This is a genomic window from Emticicia sp. BO119, assembly GCF_013912375.1.
Classification (GTDB): Bacteria; Bacteroidota; Bacteroidia; order Cytophagales; family Spirosomataceae; genus Emticicia.
In genome coordinates this window covers 1,315,644-1,336,997 of the sequence record NZ_JACETV010000001.1, presented here as the reverse complement: position 1 = coordinate 1,336,997, position 21,354 = coordinate 1,315,644, and the positions used below count along the sequence as shown (strand labels likewise).

The 21,354-nt window shown below is 36.5% G+C and carries 21 protein-coding genes; 17 read left to right on the top strand and 4 right to left on the bottom strand.

Going from position 1 to position 21,354, the window contains the following annotated elements; translation table 11 throughout:
* Positions 1-154: 154 nt before the first annotated feature.
* Positions 155-1,555 (top strand): class II fumarate hydratase, encoded by a 1,401-nt coding sequence (gene fumC, locus H1R81_RS05830; protein ID WP_181839722.1) that lies wholly within the window; start codon positions 155-157, stop codon positions 1,553-1,555.
* Between the two features lie 68 nt (positions 1,556-1,623).
* On the opposite strand, the gene H1R81_RS05825 is transcribed toward fumC, so the two are convergent.
* From H1R81_RS05825 to H1R81_RS05815, 3 genes are read right to left on the bottom strand one after another with little or no spacing between them, the layout of a single operon-like run.
* Positions 1,624-2,310: a hypothetical protein gene (locus H1R81_RS05825; RefSeq protein WP_181839721.1), complete on the bottom strand. Its 687-nt coding sequence runs from the start codon at positions 2,308-2,310 to the stop codon at positions 1,624-1,626.
* 60 nt (positions 2,311-2,370) lie between these two features.
* Complete coding sequence (locus tag H1R81_RS05820; protein WP_181839720.1) at positions 2,371-3,852, bottom strand: DUF1501 domain-containing protein; 1,482 nt, start codon at positions 3,850-3,852, stop codon at positions 2,371-2,373.
* A complete protein-coding gene (locus H1R81_RS05815; protein ID WP_181839719.1) occupies positions 3,849-6,590 on the bottom strand; it encodes a DUF1553 domain-containing protein in 2,742 nt (913 codons plus the stop codon). The genes H1R81_RS05820 and H1R81_RS05815 overlap by 4 nt, the downstream gene beginning before the upstream one ends.
* Before the next feature lie 168 nt (positions 6,591-6,758).
* On the opposite strand from H1R81_RS05815, the gene H1R81_RS05810 reads away from it, so the two are divergent.
* From H1R81_RS05810 to H1R81_RS05760, 11 genes are all read left to right on the top strand, one after another.
* Positions 6,759-7,076, top strand: coding sequence for an MmcQ/YjbR family DNA-binding protein (locus H1R81_RS05810; RefSeq protein ID WP_181839718.1), 318 nt, complete (start codon positions 6,759-6,761; stop codon positions 7,074-7,076).
* Positions 7,077-7,093: 17 nt separating this feature from the next.
* On the top strand, positions 7,094-8,137 hold the full coding sequence (locus H1R81_RS05805; protein WP_181839717.1) for a hypothetical protein: 1,044 nt from the start codon (positions 7,094-7,096) through the stop codon (positions 8,135-8,137).
* Between the two features lie 30 nt (positions 8,138-8,167).
* Positions 8,168-9,013, top strand: a complete 846-nt coding sequence (locus H1R81_RS05800; protein WP_181839716.1) for an HAD-IIA family hydrolase — start codon at positions 8,168-8,170, stop codon at positions 9,011-9,013.
* A gap of 13 nt (positions 9,014-9,026) precedes the next feature.
* The gene (locus H1R81_RS05795) at positions 9,027-9,644 is read left to right on the top strand and encodes a M949_RS01915 family surface polysaccharide biosynthesis protein (protein WP_181839715.1); all 618 of its coding nucleotides are present in this window, start codon (positions 9,027-9,029) and stop codon (positions 9,642-9,644) included.
* A gap of 2 nt (positions 9,645-9,646) precedes the next feature.
* Positions 9,647-9,991 carry a tRNA-binding protein gene (locus H1R81_RS05790; protein WP_181839714.1) on the top strand — a complete coding sequence of 115 codons (345 nt, stop codon included), beginning with the start codon at positions 9,647-9,649 and terminating at the stop codon, positions 9,989-9,991.
* A 69-nt stretch (positions 9,992-10,060) separates the two neighbouring features.
* Entirely contained in the window at positions 10,061-10,504 is a 444-nt protein-coding gene (locus H1R81_RS05785) for an HYC_CC_PP family protein (RefSeq protein ID WP_181839713.1), read from the top strand.
* Positions 10,505-10,606: 102 nt separating this feature from the next.
* Positions 10,607-11,194, top strand: a complete 588-nt coding sequence (locus H1R81_RS05780) for an AraC family transcriptional regulator (RefSeq protein WP_181839712.1) — start codon at positions 10,607-10,609, stop codon at positions 11,192-11,194.
* Positions 11,195-11,255: 61 nt separating this feature from the next.
* Positions 11,256-12,005 carry a heavy-metal-associated domain-containing protein gene (locus tag H1R81_RS05775; RefSeq protein WP_181839711.1) on the top strand — a complete coding sequence of 250 codons (750 nt, stop codon included), beginning with the start codon at positions 11,256-11,258 and terminating at the stop codon, positions 12,003-12,005.
* 52 nt (positions 12,006-12,057) lie between these two features.
* Positions 12,058-14,313 (top strand): TonB-dependent receptor, encoded by a 2,256-nt coding sequence (locus tag H1R81_RS05770; protein WP_181839710.1) that lies wholly within the window; start codon positions 12,058-12,060, stop codon positions 14,311-14,313.
* Positions 14,314-14,376: 63 nt separating this feature from the next.
* Positions 14,377-15,417 (top strand): YncE family protein, encoded by a 1,041-nt coding sequence (locus H1R81_RS05765; RefSeq protein WP_181839709.1) that lies wholly within the window; start codon positions 14,377-14,379, stop codon positions 15,415-15,417.
* A 29-nt stretch (positions 15,418-15,446) separates the two neighbouring features.
* A complete protein-coding gene (locus H1R81_RS05760) occupies positions 15,447-15,797 on the top strand; it encodes a heavy-metal-associated domain-containing protein (RefSeq protein WP_181839708.1) in 351 nt (116 codons plus the stop codon).
* A 92-nt stretch (positions 15,798-15,889) separates the two neighbouring features.
* Here the strand turns inward: H1R81_RS05760 and sucC are convergent, their stop codons facing one another.
* Complete coding sequence (gene sucC, locus H1R81_RS05755) at positions 15,890-17,107, bottom strand: ADP-forming succinate--CoA ligase subunit beta (protein ID WP_181839707.1); 1,218 nt, start codon at positions 17,105-17,107, stop codon at positions 15,890-15,892.
* A 175-nt stretch (positions 17,108-17,282) separates the two neighbouring features.
* On the opposite strand from sucC, the gene H1R81_RS05750 reads away from it, so the two are divergent.
* The 5 genes from H1R81_RS05750 to H1R81_RS05730 all read left to right on the top strand — a co-directional run bounded on the left by H1R81_RS05750 (position 17,283) and on the right by H1R81_RS05730 (position 21,353).
* On the top strand, positions 17,283-17,948 hold the full coding sequence (locus H1R81_RS05750) for an ABC transporter ATP-binding protein (protein ID WP_181839706.1): 666 nt from the start codon (positions 17,283-17,285) through the stop codon (positions 17,946-17,948).
* A gap of 207 nt (positions 17,949-18,155) precedes the next feature.
* A complete protein-coding gene (locus H1R81_RS05745) occupies positions 18,156-19,439 on the top strand; it encodes a type IX secretion system plug protein domain-containing protein (protein WP_181839705.1) in 1,284 nt (427 codons plus the stop codon).
* 22 nt (positions 19,440-19,461) lie between these two features.
* The gene (locus tag H1R81_RS05740) at positions 19,462-20,103 is read left to right on the top strand and encodes an oxidoreductase (protein ID WP_181839704.1); all 642 of its coding nucleotides are present in this window, start codon (positions 19,462-19,464) and stop codon (positions 20,101-20,103) included.
* Positions 20,104-20,275: 172 nt separating this feature from the next.
* Entirely contained in the window at positions 20,276-20,770 is a 495-nt protein-coding gene (locus tag H1R81_RS05735; RefSeq protein WP_181839703.1) for a biopolymer transporter ExbD, read from the top strand.
* Between the two features lie 97 nt (positions 20,771-20,867).
* Positions 20,868-21,353: a biopolymer transporter ExbD gene (locus tag H1R81_RS05730; protein WP_181839702.1), complete on the top strand. Its 486-nt coding sequence runs from the start codon at positions 20,868-20,870 to the stop codon at positions 21,351-21,353.
* The last annotated feature ends 1 nt before the right edge of the window (position 21,354 follow it).

The window sequence follows — 21,354 nt, the reverse complement described above, 5'->3', positions numbered from 1 at the left end:
ATTAGCTTACAGCATACTCTCAAGCATGACGTTAAGTCATGCTTTTTTTATAATTAATTGCGAATAAAAAGCAAAAAAAACTAACAGCCTGTCTTTTTCTGATTTACTTTTGCAGCAAATTTCTTTCAAATACATTATCTAATTCATAAAAACTATGCAATACAGAATAGAAAAAGATACGATGGGTGAGGTTCAGGTACCTGCTAATGTTTATTGGGGTGCACAAACACAACGTTCTATTGAAAACTTTAAAATTGCTCAGGATATTAATAAAATGCCTAAGGAAATCATCAAAGCTTTTGCTTACCTGAAACATGGCGCAGCTTTGACGAATCATGAATTAGGTGTATTACCTAAAGAAAAAGCAGATTTGATTGGTACAGTTTGTCAGGAAATTCTTGAAGGTAAATTAGATGACCAGTTCCCGCTAGTTGTATGGCAAACGGGTTCGGGCACACAATCGAATATGAACTGTAATGAAGTAATTGCGTATCGTGGGCACGTATTGCAAGGTGGTGAATTAGGAGATAAAGCCAAATTTTTACATCCGAATGATGATGTAAACAAATCGCAATCGTCAAATGATACCTTCCCGACAGCGATGCACATTGCTGCCTATAAAATGCTGATTGAGACGACTATACCGGGTATTGAAAAACTACGTGATACACTTGCCGAGAAATCAGAGACATTTATGAATGTAGTGAAAATTGGCAGAACTCACTTTATGGATGCGACACCGTTAACTGTAGGGCAAGAGTTTTCCGGCTACGTTTCTCAATTAAACCACGGCTTAAAAGCCATTAAGAATACTCTGGCTCACCTTTCAGAATTAGCTTTGGGTGGTACTGCGGTTGGTACAGGTATCAATACACCAGCAGGCTATTCTGAATCAGTAGCTAAGAATATTGCTAATCTGACTGGTATTCCATTCGTTACAGCAGAAAATAAATTTGAAGCACTGGCAGCACACGATGCCATTGTAGAAGCACATGGTGCTTTGAAAACAGTTGCGGTAAGCCTGATGAAAATAGCCAATGACGTGAGAATGTTGTCATCTGGCCCTCGTGCCGGTATCGGAGAAATCTTTATTCCTGATAACGAACCGGGTTCATCTATCATGCCGGGTAAAGTTAATCCTACCCAATGTGAGGCATTAACCATGATTGCAGCCCAGGTAATGGGTAATGATGTAGCGATCAACGTAGGTGGTGCCATGGGGCATTTTGAGTTGAATGTATTTAAACCGGTAATGATTTACAACTTCTTACATTCAGCTCGTTTGATTGGAGAAGGTTGTGTGTCATTTAATGATAAATGTGCAGTTGGAATCGAGCCATTGAAAGAAAATATCAAAAAACACGTTGACAACTCTTTGATGCTGGTAACCGCTTTAAATACCAAAATTGGATATTATAAAGCAGCAGAAATTGCTCAGACAGCTCATAAAAATGGTAGTACTTTAAAAGAAACTGCTATTAAATTAGGTTATCTGACATCAGAAGAATTTGATGAATGGGTAAAACCTGAGGATATGGTGGGTAGTTTGAAATAAATTCAAGTCTAAATCATATAAAAAGCCTGTCTCAATACTATTGTAGACAGGCTTTTAATTTTATGGAATTATTCATTAAAGCTTTTTTGGAATGTTACAGGATACTTTATTTCACCCGTTTGATTGTCATGAGTAGCCAAAACCCTTTTTTTACCTTGCTCTGATACTTTCTCGATAATTCCATTCTCATCAATATTGTATTTTAATTTATTATGCGAAATGTAGAAATAATTCTTACTTTTAAGTGGTTTTTCTTCAAGCTCTAATGAAATCACGTACTCTATATCCACAGACATATTAGCTGTCAATTTTGAATCTACCCTACTTAAATTTACAGGCTCATTAAAAGCAATTAGTGTTTGACTCAATTTCGTTTTTGTTTGATTGGAAAAAATAAACATAAAAATTCTACTTTCCAGATTATATTTCTCCATTACGAACAAAACCGTGTATTTTGCTTTAATAACTTTTCCTAAATATTCATACCAGAAAATATTTCCTAAATCCTTTAATTTTCTCTCGCTTGTAGCATTAAATATATATGCTTTGGCAAATTTTAAATCAATTATTCTTTTACCCGGGTCGCCAGTACTGAAATCTTTCTGATAAATACTATAAAGTTCATCCGACGTTTTAGGTAGTTTAATTATTGGGAAGTGCGAAAAAAATATTTCCGTTTTTGCATTCTTATTATTTTGGCTAAATGCGAATATAGATGTACTCAACATGAAAAAAATAATAAAATCTCTTTTCATTTTCGACACTTGCCTTTAGTAAAATTAATTATTTAGTCCTTAGCAATTTTTCAATTTTCCTTACGCCAAAACCTCATTTATCACCTTTCCGGCCACATCGGTCAACCTGAAATTTCTACCCTGAAATGGGAACACCAGTTTTTCATGATTAAAGCCCATCAAGTGTAAAATAGTGGCCTGTAAATCGTGGATATGAGTCTTACCTTTTACCCCATAATAACCTATCTCATCGGTTTCTCCATGCGAATAGCCTTTTTTCAGGCCTGCACCTGCCATAAACATGGTGAAGGCGTCTACATGGTGGTCTCTGCCTTTAAACGGGGTATTATTATCTCCTGCCCTATTTTCCATCATTGGGGTTCTGCCAAATTCTCCACCCCATACAATTAATGTATCTTCTAATAAGCCTCTTTGTTTAAGGTCTAAAATCAAAGCAGAGATAGGTTTATCTACATATTCTACATTCCTCCGTAAGCCAATATCTACGCCACTCCCAGCATCTGTACCATGATTATCCCAACGACGGTCGAATAATTGCACAACTCTTACCCCTTTTTCCAGCAATTTTCTGGCTAATAGACAGTTATTGGCAAAACTGGCTTTGCCGGGTTGGGTACCATACATTTCGTGTATGTAAGCTGGTTCTCCTGAAATATCCATCGTGCCAGGTACTTCTGCCTGCATCCGATAGGCTAATTCATATTGTGAAATGCGAGTCAGAATCTCCGGGTCACCGATTTCCTGATAGGTTAATTCATTGATTTTATTAATGGTCTCAATGGACTTTTTCCTTAAACTGCTGTCAATATCACCTGGATTATTGATATACAAAACCGGATCACCTTTTGAACGACATTGAACGCCTTGGTAAACCGATGGCAAAAATCCGTTTCCCCATAAATATTTTCCCGCGCTTGGTTCAGACCCGGAAACCAATACAACATACCCAGGCAGGTTTTGATTTTCTGAGCCTAAACCATAGGTAATCCATGAACCAAGACTTGGCCTGCCTACTCTTGATGCACCCGTGTGCATAAATAATTGTGCGGGAGCATGGTTAAACTCATCGGTGTGCATCGCCTTCAGAAAAGTCAGATCATCAGACAACTTAGGTAAATAATTGAAATAATCCGAAAACCAGTTGCCTGACTGCCCGTATTGCTGAAAGGTTGATTGCGGGCCAAGCATTTTAGGGACACCTTTAATAAAAGCAAATCTTTTCCCCTCTAATAATGAGGGTGGACAAAGCTGGCCATCCAGTTTTGCCAACTCGGGTTTATAATCAAATAGTTCCAATTGAGAAGGAGCGCCTTCCATGTGCATGAAAATAATCCTTTTAGCCTTTGGACTGAAATGCGCAGGTTTTACGGCTAAGGGATTTTCGTCAATTGGTGGCTTAGATGATTCTCCTAAACAGCCTCCTAAGATGGATGAAATCGCCAGACCACCTAAACCAGAAGTACATTGTTTCAGAAAATGCCTTCGGGTATTAAATTTTGCTTCGTCAAAAAAAGCTTCTTCAGCTACTGATATTCTTTTCATTTTGTCAGAAATTCATCTAAGTTCATCATGGCATTCGCAGTGAGTGTCAAAGCCCCTAATTCTGGTTCACCTTTTTCTTTTTTACTTAAATCAAGCAAAGCCTCCTGATACAACTGATAGAGAAGTTTCGTCTTGTCATCAGATGGTGCTTTTTGGAAAAGATATTCATACCCAACTTTCAACTTCTCTTCTATTCTTTTGCTCGGCACCTGTTTCATTTTCAAGGCAATATTCTGAGCAGCTGCATAATAAACTGTATCATTAAGAGTCGTTAAAGCTTGTAAAGGTGTATTTGTTCGGATACGCCGTGATGTACAAACATTTCTTTGAGGGCTATCAAACGTAATCATTGAAGGATAAGGATTCGTCCGGCGCCAATAGGTATAAACTGCCCTTCTGAAAAGGTTTTTCTTAGGCTCATTTCTCCAGCTATCATCTGTCGGGTTTGGTGGCCGAACACTTGGCCCATACATTTCTTCATTTAACAACTGGCTTACAAATAGTGCCTGATCTCTGATTTGTTCTGAGGATAACCTTACCCGAGGTCCTCTTGCTAAAAATAGATTACGAGGATCTTTTTCTAATAACTCTTTACTCACAATTTCTGATTGTCGGTAAGTTGCTGACATCACCATCAATTTCAACAGTTTCTTTACACTCCAGTTCTGCTCTTCCATGAACTTTACTGCCAGCCAATCCAATAGTTCAGGATGAGTAGGTTTTGCTCCCATCGTTCCGAAATCCTCTAAAGACTCTACGATACCATTTCCAAATAATTGCTCCCAAAAACGATTGACCATTACGCGCGCGGTTAATGGATTATCCTTACTCACCAACCATTCTGCAAAGCCTAAACGATTAGCAGGGAAATTCTTCATACCCGGCAATGAACCCGGTACAGCAGGTTTTACTTCATCTCCGTGCGCCGTCCAGTTTCCTCTGATAAAAACATGAGTTTTTCGAGCCCTGTTTGGATTCATTTCTATAAGAACCGGTATCCCAATACTCTCTACTTTTGCTAATCTATCTAAAGAGTCCCTGAATGACTTCGGATAGCTGTTCTTCAATGGGTTTTTAGATTGAAAATCTATCCAGTCTAAATGAATCAGGTCTGTCCAGAAATTCTTCCCTTTTTTATATACCAGATATACATCGTGTAATCCTTTAGTGGGTTTTACACTCCCCGTTGAAGTAGTATAACGACTCCATCTTGACCAACCTGCATTGACGGTCTCTTCACTACATTTGGTCTCAACTCTACTAATCAACTCTCCTTCTGAGCTCCCCAAACGCATTTCTATAAATAGATTTTCTGCTCCACTTTGATAGCCGTAAGTAACTTGCGAGACACCAGTCAAATCCACATCTTCATATACGGTATAAGCTCCGTCAGTAGTCTGCATAATGGTTTTCTGGTTATTCCACAATTCAATATGCCTACTGGCACTATCAAATTCTTCGGCCTCTATGCGGTAGATGCCCATTTTTTTCAGATAATCCTGCCTTTGCTTGTCTAAGGGGATATTTGGCGAAATTGGCGCAGCATCCTTTTCAACATTCTTCAACCAGGTTAATAATTTTCTTACCTCCTGTTCTTTTTCGACAGCATAGGTTTTTAGCAAAGGTTTATCATTATATAAATCTCTGTCTTGTGTATTATTGAAGAATGCAAAAGACTGGTAAAATTCTTTATGACGAAAAGGATCATAAGGATGACTATGGCATTGCACACAGGCCATCGTTGTTCCTTGCCAAACCTCCCATGTGGTTGAAACTCTATCTAATAGAGCCATATTTCTGAACTCTTCATCATTGGTTCCTCCTTCATCATTGGCCATCGTATTTCGATGAAAAGCTGTGGCAATCAACCTGTTTTCAATTTCTTTAGCCGTGATACTGTTTGATTTTGGCAGTAAATCGCCTGCAAGTTGCTGAATTGTAAACTGGTCGAAAGGCATATCTTCATTGAATGCCCTGATTACCCAATCGCGGTATTGCCAGATACTTCGATCCAGGTCTTTTTCATACCCTTTTGAGTCAGCATAGCGGGCAAGGTCAAGCCACATGGTTGCCCAACGCTCCCCGAAATGCGAAGACTTTAAAAGTCGATCAACTTGTTTTTCGTAAGCATTAGGGCTATTGTCTTTCAGAAATGCCTGAGTTTCTTCAATGCTTGGTGGCAAGCCAATTAAGTCTAAACTTAATCTTCTCAACAAAGCCGTTTTATCAGTTTCTGGAGAATGTTTTAATCCTTCCTGATTCAATTTATCCAATACAAATTTATCAATATCATTTGCCACCCATTTATCGCTAACCTTTGGCGGACTTATTGATTTATCAGGTTTGATATAAGACCAATGGTCTTCCCAATTAGCTCCCTCATTAATCCATCTTTCTATTTTACTGATTTCATCATTACTTAATGGCTCAGCTTCCAATGGCATACGTTCTTCAACATCATGTGATTTCAGGCGTTTCATTAATTCCGAGCCACTTGCATCATGAGGAATAATGGCAAATTTGCCTGATTTGGCTTTAGCAAGGGCTTCTTCTCTGAAAAGCAGGCTGAAACCTCCGCTTTTTTTTACACCTCCGTGACAAACAATACATTTTTTATTGAAAATAGGGCGTATTTCAGCATTATAGCTTATCTTCTCCCTTTTGAAAAGGTAAATAGAAGATACAGCTATGCTGAATGCTATAATCAAACCTACCCAGGTTAATCTCTGAAAACTCATTATGCTCATCTTAATAAAAATGCTCCCGAATATCATCAAAAAATGGTACTCACACAAGTTTTTTTATGATTATACACCAAAGCACTAAAAAACTACTATCCTGTATCTCTTTTAAATAGCAAACTCTTATCCTATCTTTGGGTATCTTAAAAATATTCGTTTCGGACTATGGTAGATGAAGCAACACTTAGAGAAATGGCGCTTTCGTTTCCTGATACAACTGAGCAACCGCATTTTGAAAAAACATCGTTCCGGGCAAAGAAAAAAATCTTTGCTACTTATTCTACGTTTGACAAACGTGTGTGTTTGAAACTCTCTGAAATTGATCAATCTGTTTTTTGTTCATTTAATAAAGCTATTGTGTATCCTGTGCCTAACAAATGGGGGAAACAAGGTTGGACATTATTTGAATTGATGAGTTTAGAGAAAGAGTTTTTACAAGATGCTTTACAAACAGCCTATAAAGAAGTAACCAAGAAAAAATAGATGTTTTGCCTTAAAATATGAGACTTATAGACTATCCGACCATTATAAAATTAGCCTGGGCTAACTTCGACAATTCTAAAACCATTGAAAAAATTGAAGACATCAGTGCCAAGGTTTCAACTAATCACGTTTTCAGGGTAAAGTTTGATAATGACGATATAATCATTGCTAAATTATCTTATTTTGGCACATACGAGCATTTCAAAGAAGACCATCAGATTATACATGCCCTGGCCAATAATTTATTGTATCCGTTTGAAAACGTGCTCGCTAAATCGTTGGTTAAAGATAACGAAGTATATACCTATCGTTTTCAGCAAGGGGCTATTGATGCGTGGGTGGTTTTTTATAATCCTATCAGAAATCTGCATCGTCTTCCTCGACGTTTGGACGAAGATCATATCAGAAAATTAGGAACTGAAGTCGCCAGATTTCATAAAGCCTGTGCAAGAGTAAGCACAGTTTTGCCAAAAGCCTCTAAAACTTTACGTTCGGACATACAAGATTTATTGAATATTTTGGATACAGAAGTAGGACAATTTGAACATCGTATGCATATTGATGACCTGAAAGAACAATGTGAGATATTTTTAGAGAACCGACAGAGATTAGTAGCTAAAAATGTGGAAACAATGCCTGTGTTTATGGACTGGAACATTGGAAATTTTTCGGTCACCAAGAATTTAGAACTTTATTCGAGATGGGATTACGACTGGTTCCGAATCAGTTACCGCGTAATGGATTTTTATTTTTTCAGCCGGGTTGTTTCTGATGCTGGCGACAGAACGGTATTCAGTTATTATATTGGACCATTAATGGAAGACCGATTCATTCTATTTTTGAAGGAATACCATAAGGTATATCCGTTGACTGAAAATGAAGTGCGATTTATGAAAGAAGCCTATCGCTTTTTTATTTTGAATTATGTAATAAAATATGGCCGCTACTTTTTCCATCGGACCTATGCAATCAAACTACAGCGTGAGGCTTATGATATATATTTCCCATCTATTGAAAAAGAGTTTGACGCCGAAAAAATACTGAATGCTTTAAACATATAACAAAATTAACCAAACCGCCTTTTAATATACATGCAGATTCATGATTTCAAATCAGTAGTTGCCAACTATAAAGTCATATTTTTTGATGCCTATGGCGTACTTAAAAACTATAATGGATTGATTCCCGGCGTTGAAAAGACATTCCAGTATCTGAGAGAAACCAATAAAGAATTTTATATTCTGACCAATGATGCTTCAAGGAAACCCCGACAATTAGCGGACTCTTATCACAACCTTGGTATCAGTGATATTGTCCAAGACAATATTATTTCGTCAGGTATGTTAGCAATGGATTATCTAAAACAAAAAGTTAAAAGCGGGAAAGTGGTATTTTTAGGAACTGATGACTCTGCTTATTATATAGAAACTTTAGGGCTGGAAGCTGTTCCGATTAGCGAACTTGATATCAATGACCTGACAGGTATTCAGGCTCTGGCATTTTTAGATGATGAGGGATTCGACTGGAAAACGGACCTGAATAAAACGATAAACCTGCTTCGGAGAAAGAATATTCCGGTGATAGTGGCTAATACCGATGCCACTTATCCGGTATCAAAAAAAGAAATTGCCATTGCGATGGGCGGATTATCAGAAATGATTGAGGCTATCGTGGGCAAGCAATTTGTTGGATTTGGAAAGCCAGATTCGCAAATGTTTATTTTTGCCTATGAACATATTAAAACTGCAAATATTGAAAAAAAAGATATATTAATGGTTGGTGATACCCTCCATACTGATATTCTTGGTGGAAATAAATTCGGGCTCGATACCGTTTTGGTATTAACAGGCAATACACAATCAGAAGATGCTGAAGTGCGAATCAGGAGTTCGGGTATTATTCCGACTTACATTTGTGAAGCAGCAACTATTGAATAATTATTTATATTTAATGAGATTACCCATCGTTGTTCAAACAAGCATCTATTCTATTTTATTTACAGCTATAGGCATCAACACCTTTGCGCAAAAGATTTCAGTCCAGAATATTCCGGCTGAAACCATGAAAAAATTCAATATCCTTGGTGTTGAAGTAGTAAAGACTATTCAGTTCAAAGATAAAAACGGGCTGAACTATCTCATAGCTACTACTGAAGAAAATACCAAAGACGATTATACAACCAGAAAATTGTGGGTAGAACATTTTGTAGAGGGTAGATCAGCAGAGCTAAAAATGTTGAGGGAAATCACCGATTTTGAAAGAGATTGTCCGGTAGATAATCAATTGAGTCTATTTACAGACTCTTTTACAGTTGGTGATCTGGACAATAATGGTTACGCCGAAATTATTTTTCTTTATAAAACAGGTTGCAAAGGCGATGTAAGCCCTTCTGGGTTAAAATTAATGGTTTTAGAAAATGGACATAAAGCAGCCATAAGAGGGAAAATGGTAATTGAGGAATTTAAGACTCCGAAAGAAATGGCCCCTGATTCAGCCTTTAAGAACCTTCCTAAAATAATACAGGATAAAGCAATTGCCTTGTGGAGTAAATTTGAAAATGAGTATTAATTATGGAAAAAGAGATCATCAGTTGGCAGGATTTTGAAAAAGTAGAATTAAGAGCCGGAACCATCATTCAGGTAGATGATTTTCCAAAGGCTCGCAAGCCTGCTTATAAATTATTGATTGATCTCGGGCCGGAAATAGGCATCAAACGCTCATCGGCACAGATTACAACTTTTTATACCAAAGAAGAATTAGTAGGCAAGCAGGTGATTTGTGTAACCAACTTCCTACCACGGCAAATCGCCGACTTTATGTCAGAGGTACTTACCACAGGTTTTATTTTAGATGGTGGCTCAGTAATATTGGCAGAGTCTGAAAGAAAAGTCCCTGACGGGAGCCGTTTGGCTTAAATATTGCAAGTTTAACTTGGAAGTCTCATTCCGATTACATACATTTGTACGTAATTCACTCATACAATAATGAAAAAAGCATTATTCAGATTGTTCAACGTTATGATGGCAGTAATTGTACTGCTTAGTAGCACAGGCTTTGGCTTTGTTGAACATTCATGTATTGTGAAAGGGAAAAGTACTTCTCTCCACAAAAAAGGTGATTTATGTTGTACTACAAAAGACGCAAGGCATTTCCCGCTCAATCACAAGAATGCTACTATTAAAAAATCTTCTTGTTGTACTGAAGAAGAAAAATACGAAAATGTTGAATACTCTTCTTCTGCCTCTCAACTTGTTGCCAAATTCACACAAAGTACATTAGACTGGTTTAAGGCTACTATTCATGAAATGGTAAAAACTATTATTGAAACCATTTTTGATAGCCAGAGCTCATCTTTAGCCAATAGTGCCTCTCCACCTGAACCCGATGGACGAGATATTATTACCGCCAATCAATCTTTCTTAATCTGATATTGTTAAATAATTGAATTTCCGCAAATCATTTGATTTGGGGTTTTTGTGTTTATACTGCCTTTCCCGCGGTTAAATCTCTCACTATTTAACAAAATATCGATGCAATTATTAATAAAAAATATGGTTTGCAACCGTTGTGTGCGTGTTGTAAAAGAGGAGCTTGAAAAGATTGGCTTTAGTGTATCAAAAGTTGAATTGGGTATTGCTACGATTCATTTAACAGGTGATGCTATTCAATATGATCTTATACAAAATGCTCTGAATAAAGAAGGTTTTGAGCTGATAGAAGACCATAAGACTTCTATTATAGAGCGCATCAAGCATTTAATTATTAATGAAATTCACCATAACAAAGGTGAAAAACCTGCTTCACAAAATTTTTCTGATTTTCTTGTCAGGAAAATTGGTTATGAGTACTCCTACTTAAGCAATCTTTTTTCCTCACTTGAAAAAACAACCATTGAAAAATACATTATCGCTCAAAAGATTGAGCGTACAAAAGCATTATTGCTCAACGGCGAGTTAAGTCTTTCTGAAATTGCATGGTCATTAGATTATAGTAGCGTAGCGCATCTATCAAATCAATTCAAGCAGGTCGAAGGTATTTCTCCAACTGAATTCAAACGAAATAACCAGAATACCCGTCTTTCAATTGATGCTGTCAAAAATCATGTAAGTCTCGTATAAAATTCTGTAACGTACGGGTGGTGCTACTCTCCTACCTTTGTCTTATTAAATATTAAGAACAATGACACATACATATGAAGTTACAGGCATGACCTGCGAGGCATGCGAATACAAGATACAGCATGTATTAGGAAATATTGAAGGTGTAAAATCAGTTACACCTGATAAATCTCATAATACAGCAACGATCGAAATGGAAAAACATATTCCTGTTACAAAATTTCAGGAAGCATTAAAACCATATCCCAAATACAGTATTACTGAAAAAGTTATTACACCAGTATATGCAACTACTTTTGTAGAAGAATTGCCCAAAAGCTGGTTTGCCACCTACAAGCCATTATTATTGATTTTTGCATTCATTTCCGTAACATCAGTTCTGACTTCTTTTCATGCCAATATTTATGGGTTAGAGCATTTTATGGGCATGCAATTCATGAATCACTTCATGGCTGGCTTCTTTCTGGTCTTTTCTTTCTTTAAGTTTTTAGATTTAAAAGGCTTTGCAGAAAGTTATGCCATGTATGATTTATTGGCCATGAAAATTCCTGTATATGGTTTTGTCTATCCTTTTATTGAGTTAGCTTTAGGGATAGCATATCTGATAAATTTTGAGCCGCAAGCAACTAATATTGCGACTATTGTCGTAATGGGTTTTAGTTCTATTGGTGTTATTCAAAGTGTGCTTGATAAGAAAAAAATACGTTGTGCGTGTTTAGGGGCTGTTTTTAACCTACCTATGAGCACTGTTACTATTATTGAAGATTTATTGATGGTTGGGATGGCCGCATTTATGCTGTTCGTTTACTGACACCCAATAATCAGAAGCAGCAAAGAATGACGCTTTCAAAAAATCTCAGCAAATGAAAAGTTTAAAAGAATATATAAAGGAAATTATCTGCTTTGCACTGGTTTTGTTCACAACTTCAGTTTTTGCTCAAAACGTAACCGGAATAGTGCTTGACAATTCTAATGCTAAAGAAGAAGCTATCGTTGGCGCAACGGTGCATTGGTTAGGTACAAAAGTGGCCACACAAACAGATATTGAGGGTAAGTTTTCGATTCCCCGCACTAAATCCAATCAATTAATTATCAGTTTTGTCGGTTACAAATCTGATACATTAAATATCAATAATGAAACAGACTTGAAAGTGTATCTGAAATCTGAAAATCAGTTGCAGGAAGTGGTTGTAAGAAGTGGTTCAACTGCTATAGACAGGTTATCGCCACATCAGACCGAGATTATCACTTCCAAAGCCTTAGCAAAAGCTGCCTGTTGTAATCTTTCTGAAAGTTTTGAGACCAATGCTTCAGTATCAGTCAGTTATTCAGATGCCGTAACAGGTGCGAAACAGATTCAATTATTAGGCCTGGCCGGCACTTATGTGCAGATGAATGTTGAAAATGTACCTTCTCTGAGAGGTTTAGCTACAACTTTCGGGTTAAATTATATTCCTGGAACATGGGTACAATCAATTGATGTGGGTAAGGGAGCAGGCTCAATTATCAATGGTTATGAATCAATGACCGGGCAACTCAATGTAGAGTTACAAAAACCTGATATTTCTGAAAGAGTTTATCTGAATACCTATGTAAATAGCTTAGGTCGTGGAGAAGTAAATCTGAATCTGGCTAAAATACTAAAATCTGAAAACGGTAAACCTAAATGGTCGGTAGGATTATTGACTCATGGATCAACTTTACAAAGTAGCATTGATAAAAACCATGACAATTTTTATGATTTACCAAAATACACCCAAGCGAACTTCATCAATCGTTGGAAATACGAATCTGATAAAATGATGGCACAGTTTGGGATTAAGTTTTTGCATGAAAATCGTTTAGGCGGGCAGATAATCAAGAATCCTCTGGCTCTGGATGATATTATCTATCGTTTTACTAACAATACAAACAGAATTGAGCTTTTTTCTAAAACAGCTAAATTATTTCAGAACAAACCTTATAAAGGCTTAGGATTAATCCTGAATGGTGTTATTCATGATTCAAAGTCAAAGTTTGGTTTCAGACCTTATGATGGAAGACAAAATACGATTTATGGTAATCTGATTTATCAGGATATTATCGGCAATACTAATCATACCTATAAAACAGGTATTAGTTTCTTATACGATGATTATCGTGAACGATTTGCCGATACTCTCATGACCAGAACAGAGGTTGTTCCGGGAGCATTTTTTGAATATACTTATAAATATTTAGATAAAATTACCGCTGTTGCAGGAGCGAGAACCGATTACCATAATCTCTATGGTGCGATTTTCACGCCACGTCTTCATTTTTTATATAATTTCAATCCTGATAATGCATTGCGACTTTCAGCCGGTAAAGGATTCAGAACACCAAACCCGTTTGCAGAGTATTTCGGTAATCTTGTCAGTTCAAGAACGGTGAGATTTTTGGATAGAATCAAACCTGAGATTACCTGGAACTTTGGCATTAGCTATACAAAACATTTTGGTAAATCAAGTTTGATTATTGATATGTATCGAACCAATTTTGTTAATCAGCTAATTGCAGATACCGAACATCCACAATTTCTGTATTTCTATAATTCAACCAGTAGCTGGAATTCAAAACTAAACTATGCCAATTCAGCGCAGATTGAGTTGAATTTATCGCCCATCAATCGCCTGGAGTTTAAAGTTGCCTACAGATATACAGATGTTTGGAATACACTTGGCAAGCCTTATAATCAGAGTATAACAATCAGAAAAATGTTTATACCAAGAGATCGTGTATTATTTAATGTGGGATATGCCTTACCTTATGATAAATGGAAGTGGGATTTCACCGTTCAGTATAACGGTACTCGTCGTGTACCTAATCTATCACCGAACTATCAGCACACAAGCTATGAAAGTATGCCTATTAAATATGCTCCTGCATTTATTAATATTAATGCCCAGGTTTCTCGTTCGTTCCGTCGGTGGGATTTATACCTTGGCGGTGAGAACCTGAATAATTTCAGACAAAAAGATCCTATTGTTACACCCGAAACTCCATTCGGAACAAGATTTGACGCCGGCAGTGCGTGGGGGCCGGTAATAGGTAGAATTATTTATTTTGGAACAAGGTACAAGTTAGGGGGTGTAATTTAATACTTTTCCCATACCATAGAAAAGGTATTAAGCGTTAAAAATGAAAAAGTAATAAATTATAGAATGAATATTTATCAGGCATTTTCATATTCTTTAATACTGCTGGTTTTTTCTTGTAAACCCAAGGAGGAAATAAAATCAGAAAATATTGATTTCCCAGCAGCTTATGTAGTAAATGGTGGTAGTAATACAGTTTCAATTATTGATTTAAATGAAAGGGTTGTTAAGAAAATCATTCAATTAACAGACTTAGGCAGATTCCCTCACCATATCCAGCTTTCGCCTGACAGCAAAAAGCTTTCAGTTGCTTTACCTGAGTTTGATTTCACCTTAAGCCATGATTTATTACATCAGGCAACAGACAAAAAAGGAGGAATTGCAGTGATAGATGCACTCAATGGGAAAAGCTTATTAAAAATACCCTTAGAGAAAATCAATTTCAATGCAGTATTCTCACCAGATAATACGGAAATATGGACTGCATCTGCCAATCATTCTGGTGAGATGTACGTTTATGATGCTAATACCGGTATTCAGAAAGCAGTCATTCCCTTAGGGGCAGATCCGTCTGAAGTGGTTTTTACAAAAAATGGCGATTATGCCATTGTTGCGTTGGCCGAAAGTAGTTTTATTGTAGCAGTAAATACAAAATTAAAGAAAGTCGAGAAGTTCATTAAAGTCGCCCCATTTCCAACAAACGTGTGGTCGGTTAGTGATGGAAGAATTTATGTAGAAAACAAGAATCTTAATACAATAGACATAGTTGATCCGGAAACCTTGAACGCATCGGAAGACGATTACATTAATTTAGATTTTAAGCCCGGGCAAATCGCTTACAATAAAAGTCTGAATGAGCTCTGGGTTTGTCAGGCGGGGAATAATAAAGTAGCCTATTTTGAAAGAAAAGCTAATAAATGGGTACTGAAGTCGAGTTTTATTACCAATGATGATGCCCATGCGTTAGCCTTTTCAAAAGATGAAAAAATAGCCTACGTAGTGAATCAAAAAGGCAATACTGTATCGGTAATTAATACTGCCACCCATGAAAAAATAACTGATATTCCTGTGGGTGTAAATCCTAACGGAATTGTTTTAAGAGAATAATCGTTTTAAATAACTAAACAATACACAAAATGAAAAACATCGTATTTATTCTGTTTTTTGCAACTATTTTCAGCGGATTCACGAAAGAAGATCCACCTAAAACGGCAGAAGTAAAACTGAAAACTTCAGCTATCTGCGGTATGTGCAAAAAGCGTATTGAAAGAGACTTAGGTGTGACTAAAGGCATTGTAGGTTCAAACCTGAATTTAGATGATAAAGTGGTTACAGTTACCTATAACCCTAAGAAGACCAGTCCTGAGAAGATTAAAAACGCCATCTCAAAAATCGGTTATGATGCTGATGAAGTAGTGGCAGATCAAAAAGCACATGATGCTTTACCAAGTTGTTGCCAGAAGACAGCTGCTGCACACAAGGACTAAAAAAATTGAGTGAGTTAGTGAATGAGTGATTAAATTAATAATAAAATCACTCATTCACCGATTCACTCAATCTCTTAAACATATAAAAGCTCTTACGCTTCTTTCAAAACTTTCTCAACCAATTCAGCAGCTTCTTTTAATAAAATTGCAGAATAAACTTTTAAGCCAGAGTCATTGATGATTTTGGCGCCTTCGGCAGCGTTGGTTCCTTGTAGACGAACAATAATAGGCACCGGGATTTCTCCAATGGCTTTATAGGCCTCTACCACTCCTGTTGCCACACGGTCGCAACGAACGATACCACCAAAGATATTAATCAGAATTGCTTTTACGTTCGGGTCTTTCAGAATGATTCTGAAGCCTGCCTCTACTGTTTTAGCGTTTGCACCACCGCCAACGTCAAGAAAGTTAGCCGGCTCACCACCAGACAATTTAATAATGTCCATAGTGGCCATAGCCAAACCCGCACCATTTACCATACAACCTACATTACCATCCAATTTTACATAGTTCAGATCACTTTCAGACGCTTCAACTTCTAATGGATCTTCTTCAGCTTTATCTCGCATTGGTGACAAATCAGGGTGGCGATATAATGCATTATCATCCAGATTCACTTTCGCATCAACTGCCAAGATTTTGTTATCTGACGTTTTTAAAACCGGATTGATTTCAAACATTGATGAGTCAGACTCAACATACGCTTTGTATAAGGAACCTACAAATTTCACCATTTCTTTATTGGCTTCACCTGTCAAACCTAATTTATCAGCGATTTTACGAGCCTGGAATGCCTGTAAACCCACACGAGGGTCAATCCATTCTTTAATGATTTTTTCAGGGTGATGTTCTGCTACTTCTTCAATGTCCATACCTCCTTCGGTTGAGGCCATGATTACATTGCAGGCTTTTGTACGGTCGAGCAAAATGCCCATATAATATTCTTTAGGTTCGCTATCACCCGGATAATACGCATCTTCTGCTACAAGTACTTTGTTAACAGTTTTGCCCGCGTCTCCGGTTTGAATCGTAACCAAAACATTTCCTAATAGGTTAGAAGAAATACGCTCTACATCTTCAGCAGACTTAGCTAATTGCACACCACGTTGTTCGGTACCTACAATTTTACCTTTTCCACGTCCACCTGCATGTATTTGTGATTTAACCACCGCAAACTTTGAATTAGTCATTTCAGAAATTTGCTTGTAAGCAGCAACAGCCTGCTCAGGGGTTTCGGCAACTATCCCACGTTGGATTCGTACACCATAACGGCTTAGTATTTCTTTACCTTGATACTCGTGAACGTTCATGTAAAGTGATTTTAGAGGTTATAAAATTTGCGCTAATTTAGTGAACAATTATTAATTATCAATCAAATATCACTTACTTTGCTAAATGATGGTTAACGATTTTTCAAATAGTTAGAGGAATATTGAAATTCATAGAAAAGGTTAGAAGATTCTAAGGAATCACTAAAAAAATGATATGTTACAAGCAAAAAATATACGCAAAAGCTACGGAAATCTGCAAGTATTAAGAGGTATTGATCTCACAATAAATCAGGGTGAAATTGTATCCATTGTAGGGGCATCTGGTGCGGGAAAAACTACACTTCTACATATATTAGGGACACTTGACAAAGCTGATTCGGGAGAAGTATTATTGGGTAGTGTAAATTATAGTTCGTTGAAAGACAAAGAATTAGCTCGCTTTCGCAACGAAAAAATCAGCTTTATTTTTCAGTTTCACAACCTGATGCCAGAATTTACAGCTTTAGAAAATGTGTGCATTCCGGCATGGATTCAGCAGAGCCGCACCAATGGAAAAGATAAAGAAGCAGTGGAAAAACGCGCCACTGAATTATTAACTTTATTAGGTTTAGGTGAAAGAACAAAGCATTTTCCTTCCGAATTATCGGGGGGCGAACAACAACGTGTGGCTGTGGCCAGAGCTTTGATTAATTCTCCGGCAGTTGTCTTTGCCGATGAACCAAGTGGTAATCTTGACTCCAAAAACGCTGAGGAATTACATCATTTATTTTTTGAATTGAGAAAGAAATTGAATCAGACTTTTGTCATTATTACCCATAATGAGCATCTGGCCGATATGTCGGATAGAAAATTGGTAATGCAGGATGGGCAGATATTGTAAGATAAATGACCTATCCTGAACTGTGAGTTACCTGATTAAAGGATTTCGCTGATTAACTAATTATTGAGATATAATTGAACAATTCACGCAACCATTATCTCCTATACTATCACTTCATTAAAGATAATAGACAATAATTTATCATTAAAATCATTTAATCAGGTAAATCATAGTTCCAAGACAATTCAAAAACAGTTCAAGACTGATATGAAGAAAATCCTTTTAATTATTTTTCTATTCCCTTTACATTGGCTTTCTGCTCAAACCACCAAGCAGCTTCGGTTTGAAGATGCCACTTATGAGCCAAATATAAAATCTGTACAGTTGTATCCATTACTCGGGAATGCATCTGACCCTGCCAAAAGTCTGAATCCACCCGTTGTTCAATTGAATGATAATAATAATTTGTGGCTTGAATTTGATGAATTAAATGCTGCTTACCAGCAATTTCACGTGAAAATTCTGCATTGTGGTATGGATTGGAAGCAATCAGTGCTTTCAGAAATTGAATATATGCCCGAATACAACGACCTCATTATTAATGATTATCAGGTTTCACAAAATACCAAAGTACCTTTTTATCATTACAAGATTGAATTGCCAAAAATGTTGCTTTCTGGCAATTATTTGGTTGTAGTCTGGAGAGATCGCCGTCGAGATGATATTATTCTTTCCCATAGGTTTATGGTGTATGAAAATGGTGTTAGTTCAATGGCAACGGTACGTCAGGCACAGAATCCTGCCAAATATAAAACCCATCAGCAGATTGACTTACAAGTAAACTATGGGGCGTATAGAGTTATGTCTCCGCGTGATGAATTTAAAATTATCATACGACAGAACTACCGTTGGGATAAAGTTGTAAAAAACTTAAAGCCATTTAGTATCAATAATTCGACCAATCAATTAGATTTTCGTTTTTTTGATGATGAAAATGTCTTTCCCGGAGCAAACGAGTACCGTTTCTTTGATTCGCGAAGTACATATAACCGAGGGCTTTTTATCGATAAAATTCTAAGAGGGAAGGAAGATGATATGTGGGTTTCTCCACAAAGAGACAGGAGCGAAACCGCTTATATTGAGTCAAATGATTTTGATGGAATGTATGTCATTGATAATCGTGAAGGGAATAAGGCTGAGACCGAAGCCGATTATATTTTTATGACTTTTGGCCTGAAAAGTGAAGAGTTGAACCCTGATGAAAAAGTATATGTAAATGGCAGTTTTAATAACTGGCATCTTGATAAACTCAATGAAATGGCTTATGATAATAATTTTGGGGGTTACACGGCTACGATTCAACTGAAACAAGGGGTGTATAATTACGATTTTGTATTAATGAAAGATAATAAACCAGATGAGGTAGCTTTTGAAGGAAATTTTGCTGAAACAGAAAATACTTACGAAATATTTATATACCATAAACCAGTAACTGCCCGTTCAGAAAAACTGATAAGTTATAGAGTTGTCGATTTCAATAAACGGAGATAATCTTTATTCTAATATTCATGCTATGAAGACTGCATTAATAGTTGGTGCCAGCGGATTGATTGGCCTACAGCTTACGCAAAAAATATTGAATTATGCTACATATTCAGTAGTGAAGGTTTTAGTTCGGAAACCTCTGGATTTTCAACACCCCAAACTTGAACAGATTATCATAGATTTTAATAATTTCGATAAGTCATTGGTTGTGGCAGATGATATATTCTGTTGTCTGGGCACTACAATGAAGCAAGCGGGTTCAAAAGAAGCATTCTATAAAGTTGATTTTACCTACCCGCTTGAAATAGCTAAAGCTGCTTTGCAAAACAGGGCCAAGCAATATCTTATTGTTACGGCTATGGGGGCAGATGAGAAGTCAGTATTTTATTATAATCGGGTAAAGGGTGAAATCGAAAAAGCCCTCAGTGATTTACATTTCCCTGCCTTAATTATCTTCCGTCCCTCACTACTTTTAGGCGAGCGTACAGAATCACGTTCTGGTGAAGGTTTTGCTACTATTCTTATGAAAACTTTTGATTTCCTGATTCCAGATAAATATAAACCGATTAAGGGAGAGACTGTTGCTAATGCTATGCTTGACCTGGCTCAAAAAGGGATTAAAGGAAAAGAAATTTTAGTGTCTGAAAAAATGCAGGCATTTGCTTCTTAATTATAATCTCGAAGTTTTACAAATTCTATAATGCTGCAAACGGGCGGCAACCGTCGCTCGGTTGGCACCGCAATAAAAAATTTTCCCAAATTTATTTGTTAAGTAAAATTTTATTTAGATATTTAGACATATTTCTAAATATTAATTTTAGTTCAAATAAACTCTTACAAAAATGACTAAAATTTATTCTAATAATGATACGCCTCGCATAGATATGACACCTATGGTTGATTTAGGGTTTCTGCTTATCATTTCATTTATGATTAGCAGTTATCTTGCTAAACCAAACATGATGAAACTGAATATGCCTTCGAATAGAAGTTCAGGTCACGAGGTTATTGGTTGTTTCCTCCATAATCCGTTTTTGCATCTGGTTCTTGGAAAAGACAATAGAGTTTTTTGGTATGATAATGAAGCAAAATTAAACTCTGAAAATTTTAAAGAAATAAGCTATGGTTTGGCATTGAGGAAATTAATTCTTCAAAGGAGAAAGGAAGCACCAGATGAATACCGATTTAAAGTTATTGTTTATGCTACTGACGCGTCAAATTATAAGAATTTAGTGGATGCATTAGATGAAATGACAATTACAAAACAAGATAGATATGTATTAGCTGATATTCCATCTAATGTACAGCAAGTATATGAGGACAAGCTAAAGTTTTAATTGTTAATCTCAAAAATAAAATCTATTTAAGCAATTAATATATTATTTAGACACATATCTAAATATCAACTTTCGTTCAATTTAAACTCTTACAAAAATGGCAGAAATTACTACAAACTCCCGTGTAGCACGGGTAGACATGACCCCTATGGTTGATTTGGGCTTCTTGTTGATTACTTTCTTCATGTTTACGACCGTCTTTAGTAAACCATTTATCATGAAGCTGAATATGCCTGATAAGAATGGCAAGCCGCCAATCATGAAAGAAAGTAATACACTAACGCTTATTCTCGGAAAGGATGATAAAATTTTCTGGCATCAGAAAAACGCTGATGCACTTAATATAAGTCTACTTAGCGAAATAAATTACGGTCTGGAGCTACGAAAACTGATATTTCAAAAAAGAAAAGAAGCAAAAATAATCGAAAACTTTACAGTTATCATCAAACCCTCAGATGACTCAAATTATAAAAATATGGTAGATGCACTTGATGAAATGAAAATAACGAATCAAGATATATACATGCTGGCCGATATTACACCAAAGGAAAAACAGGTGTATGAAGCCAAGATAAAACCTTAAA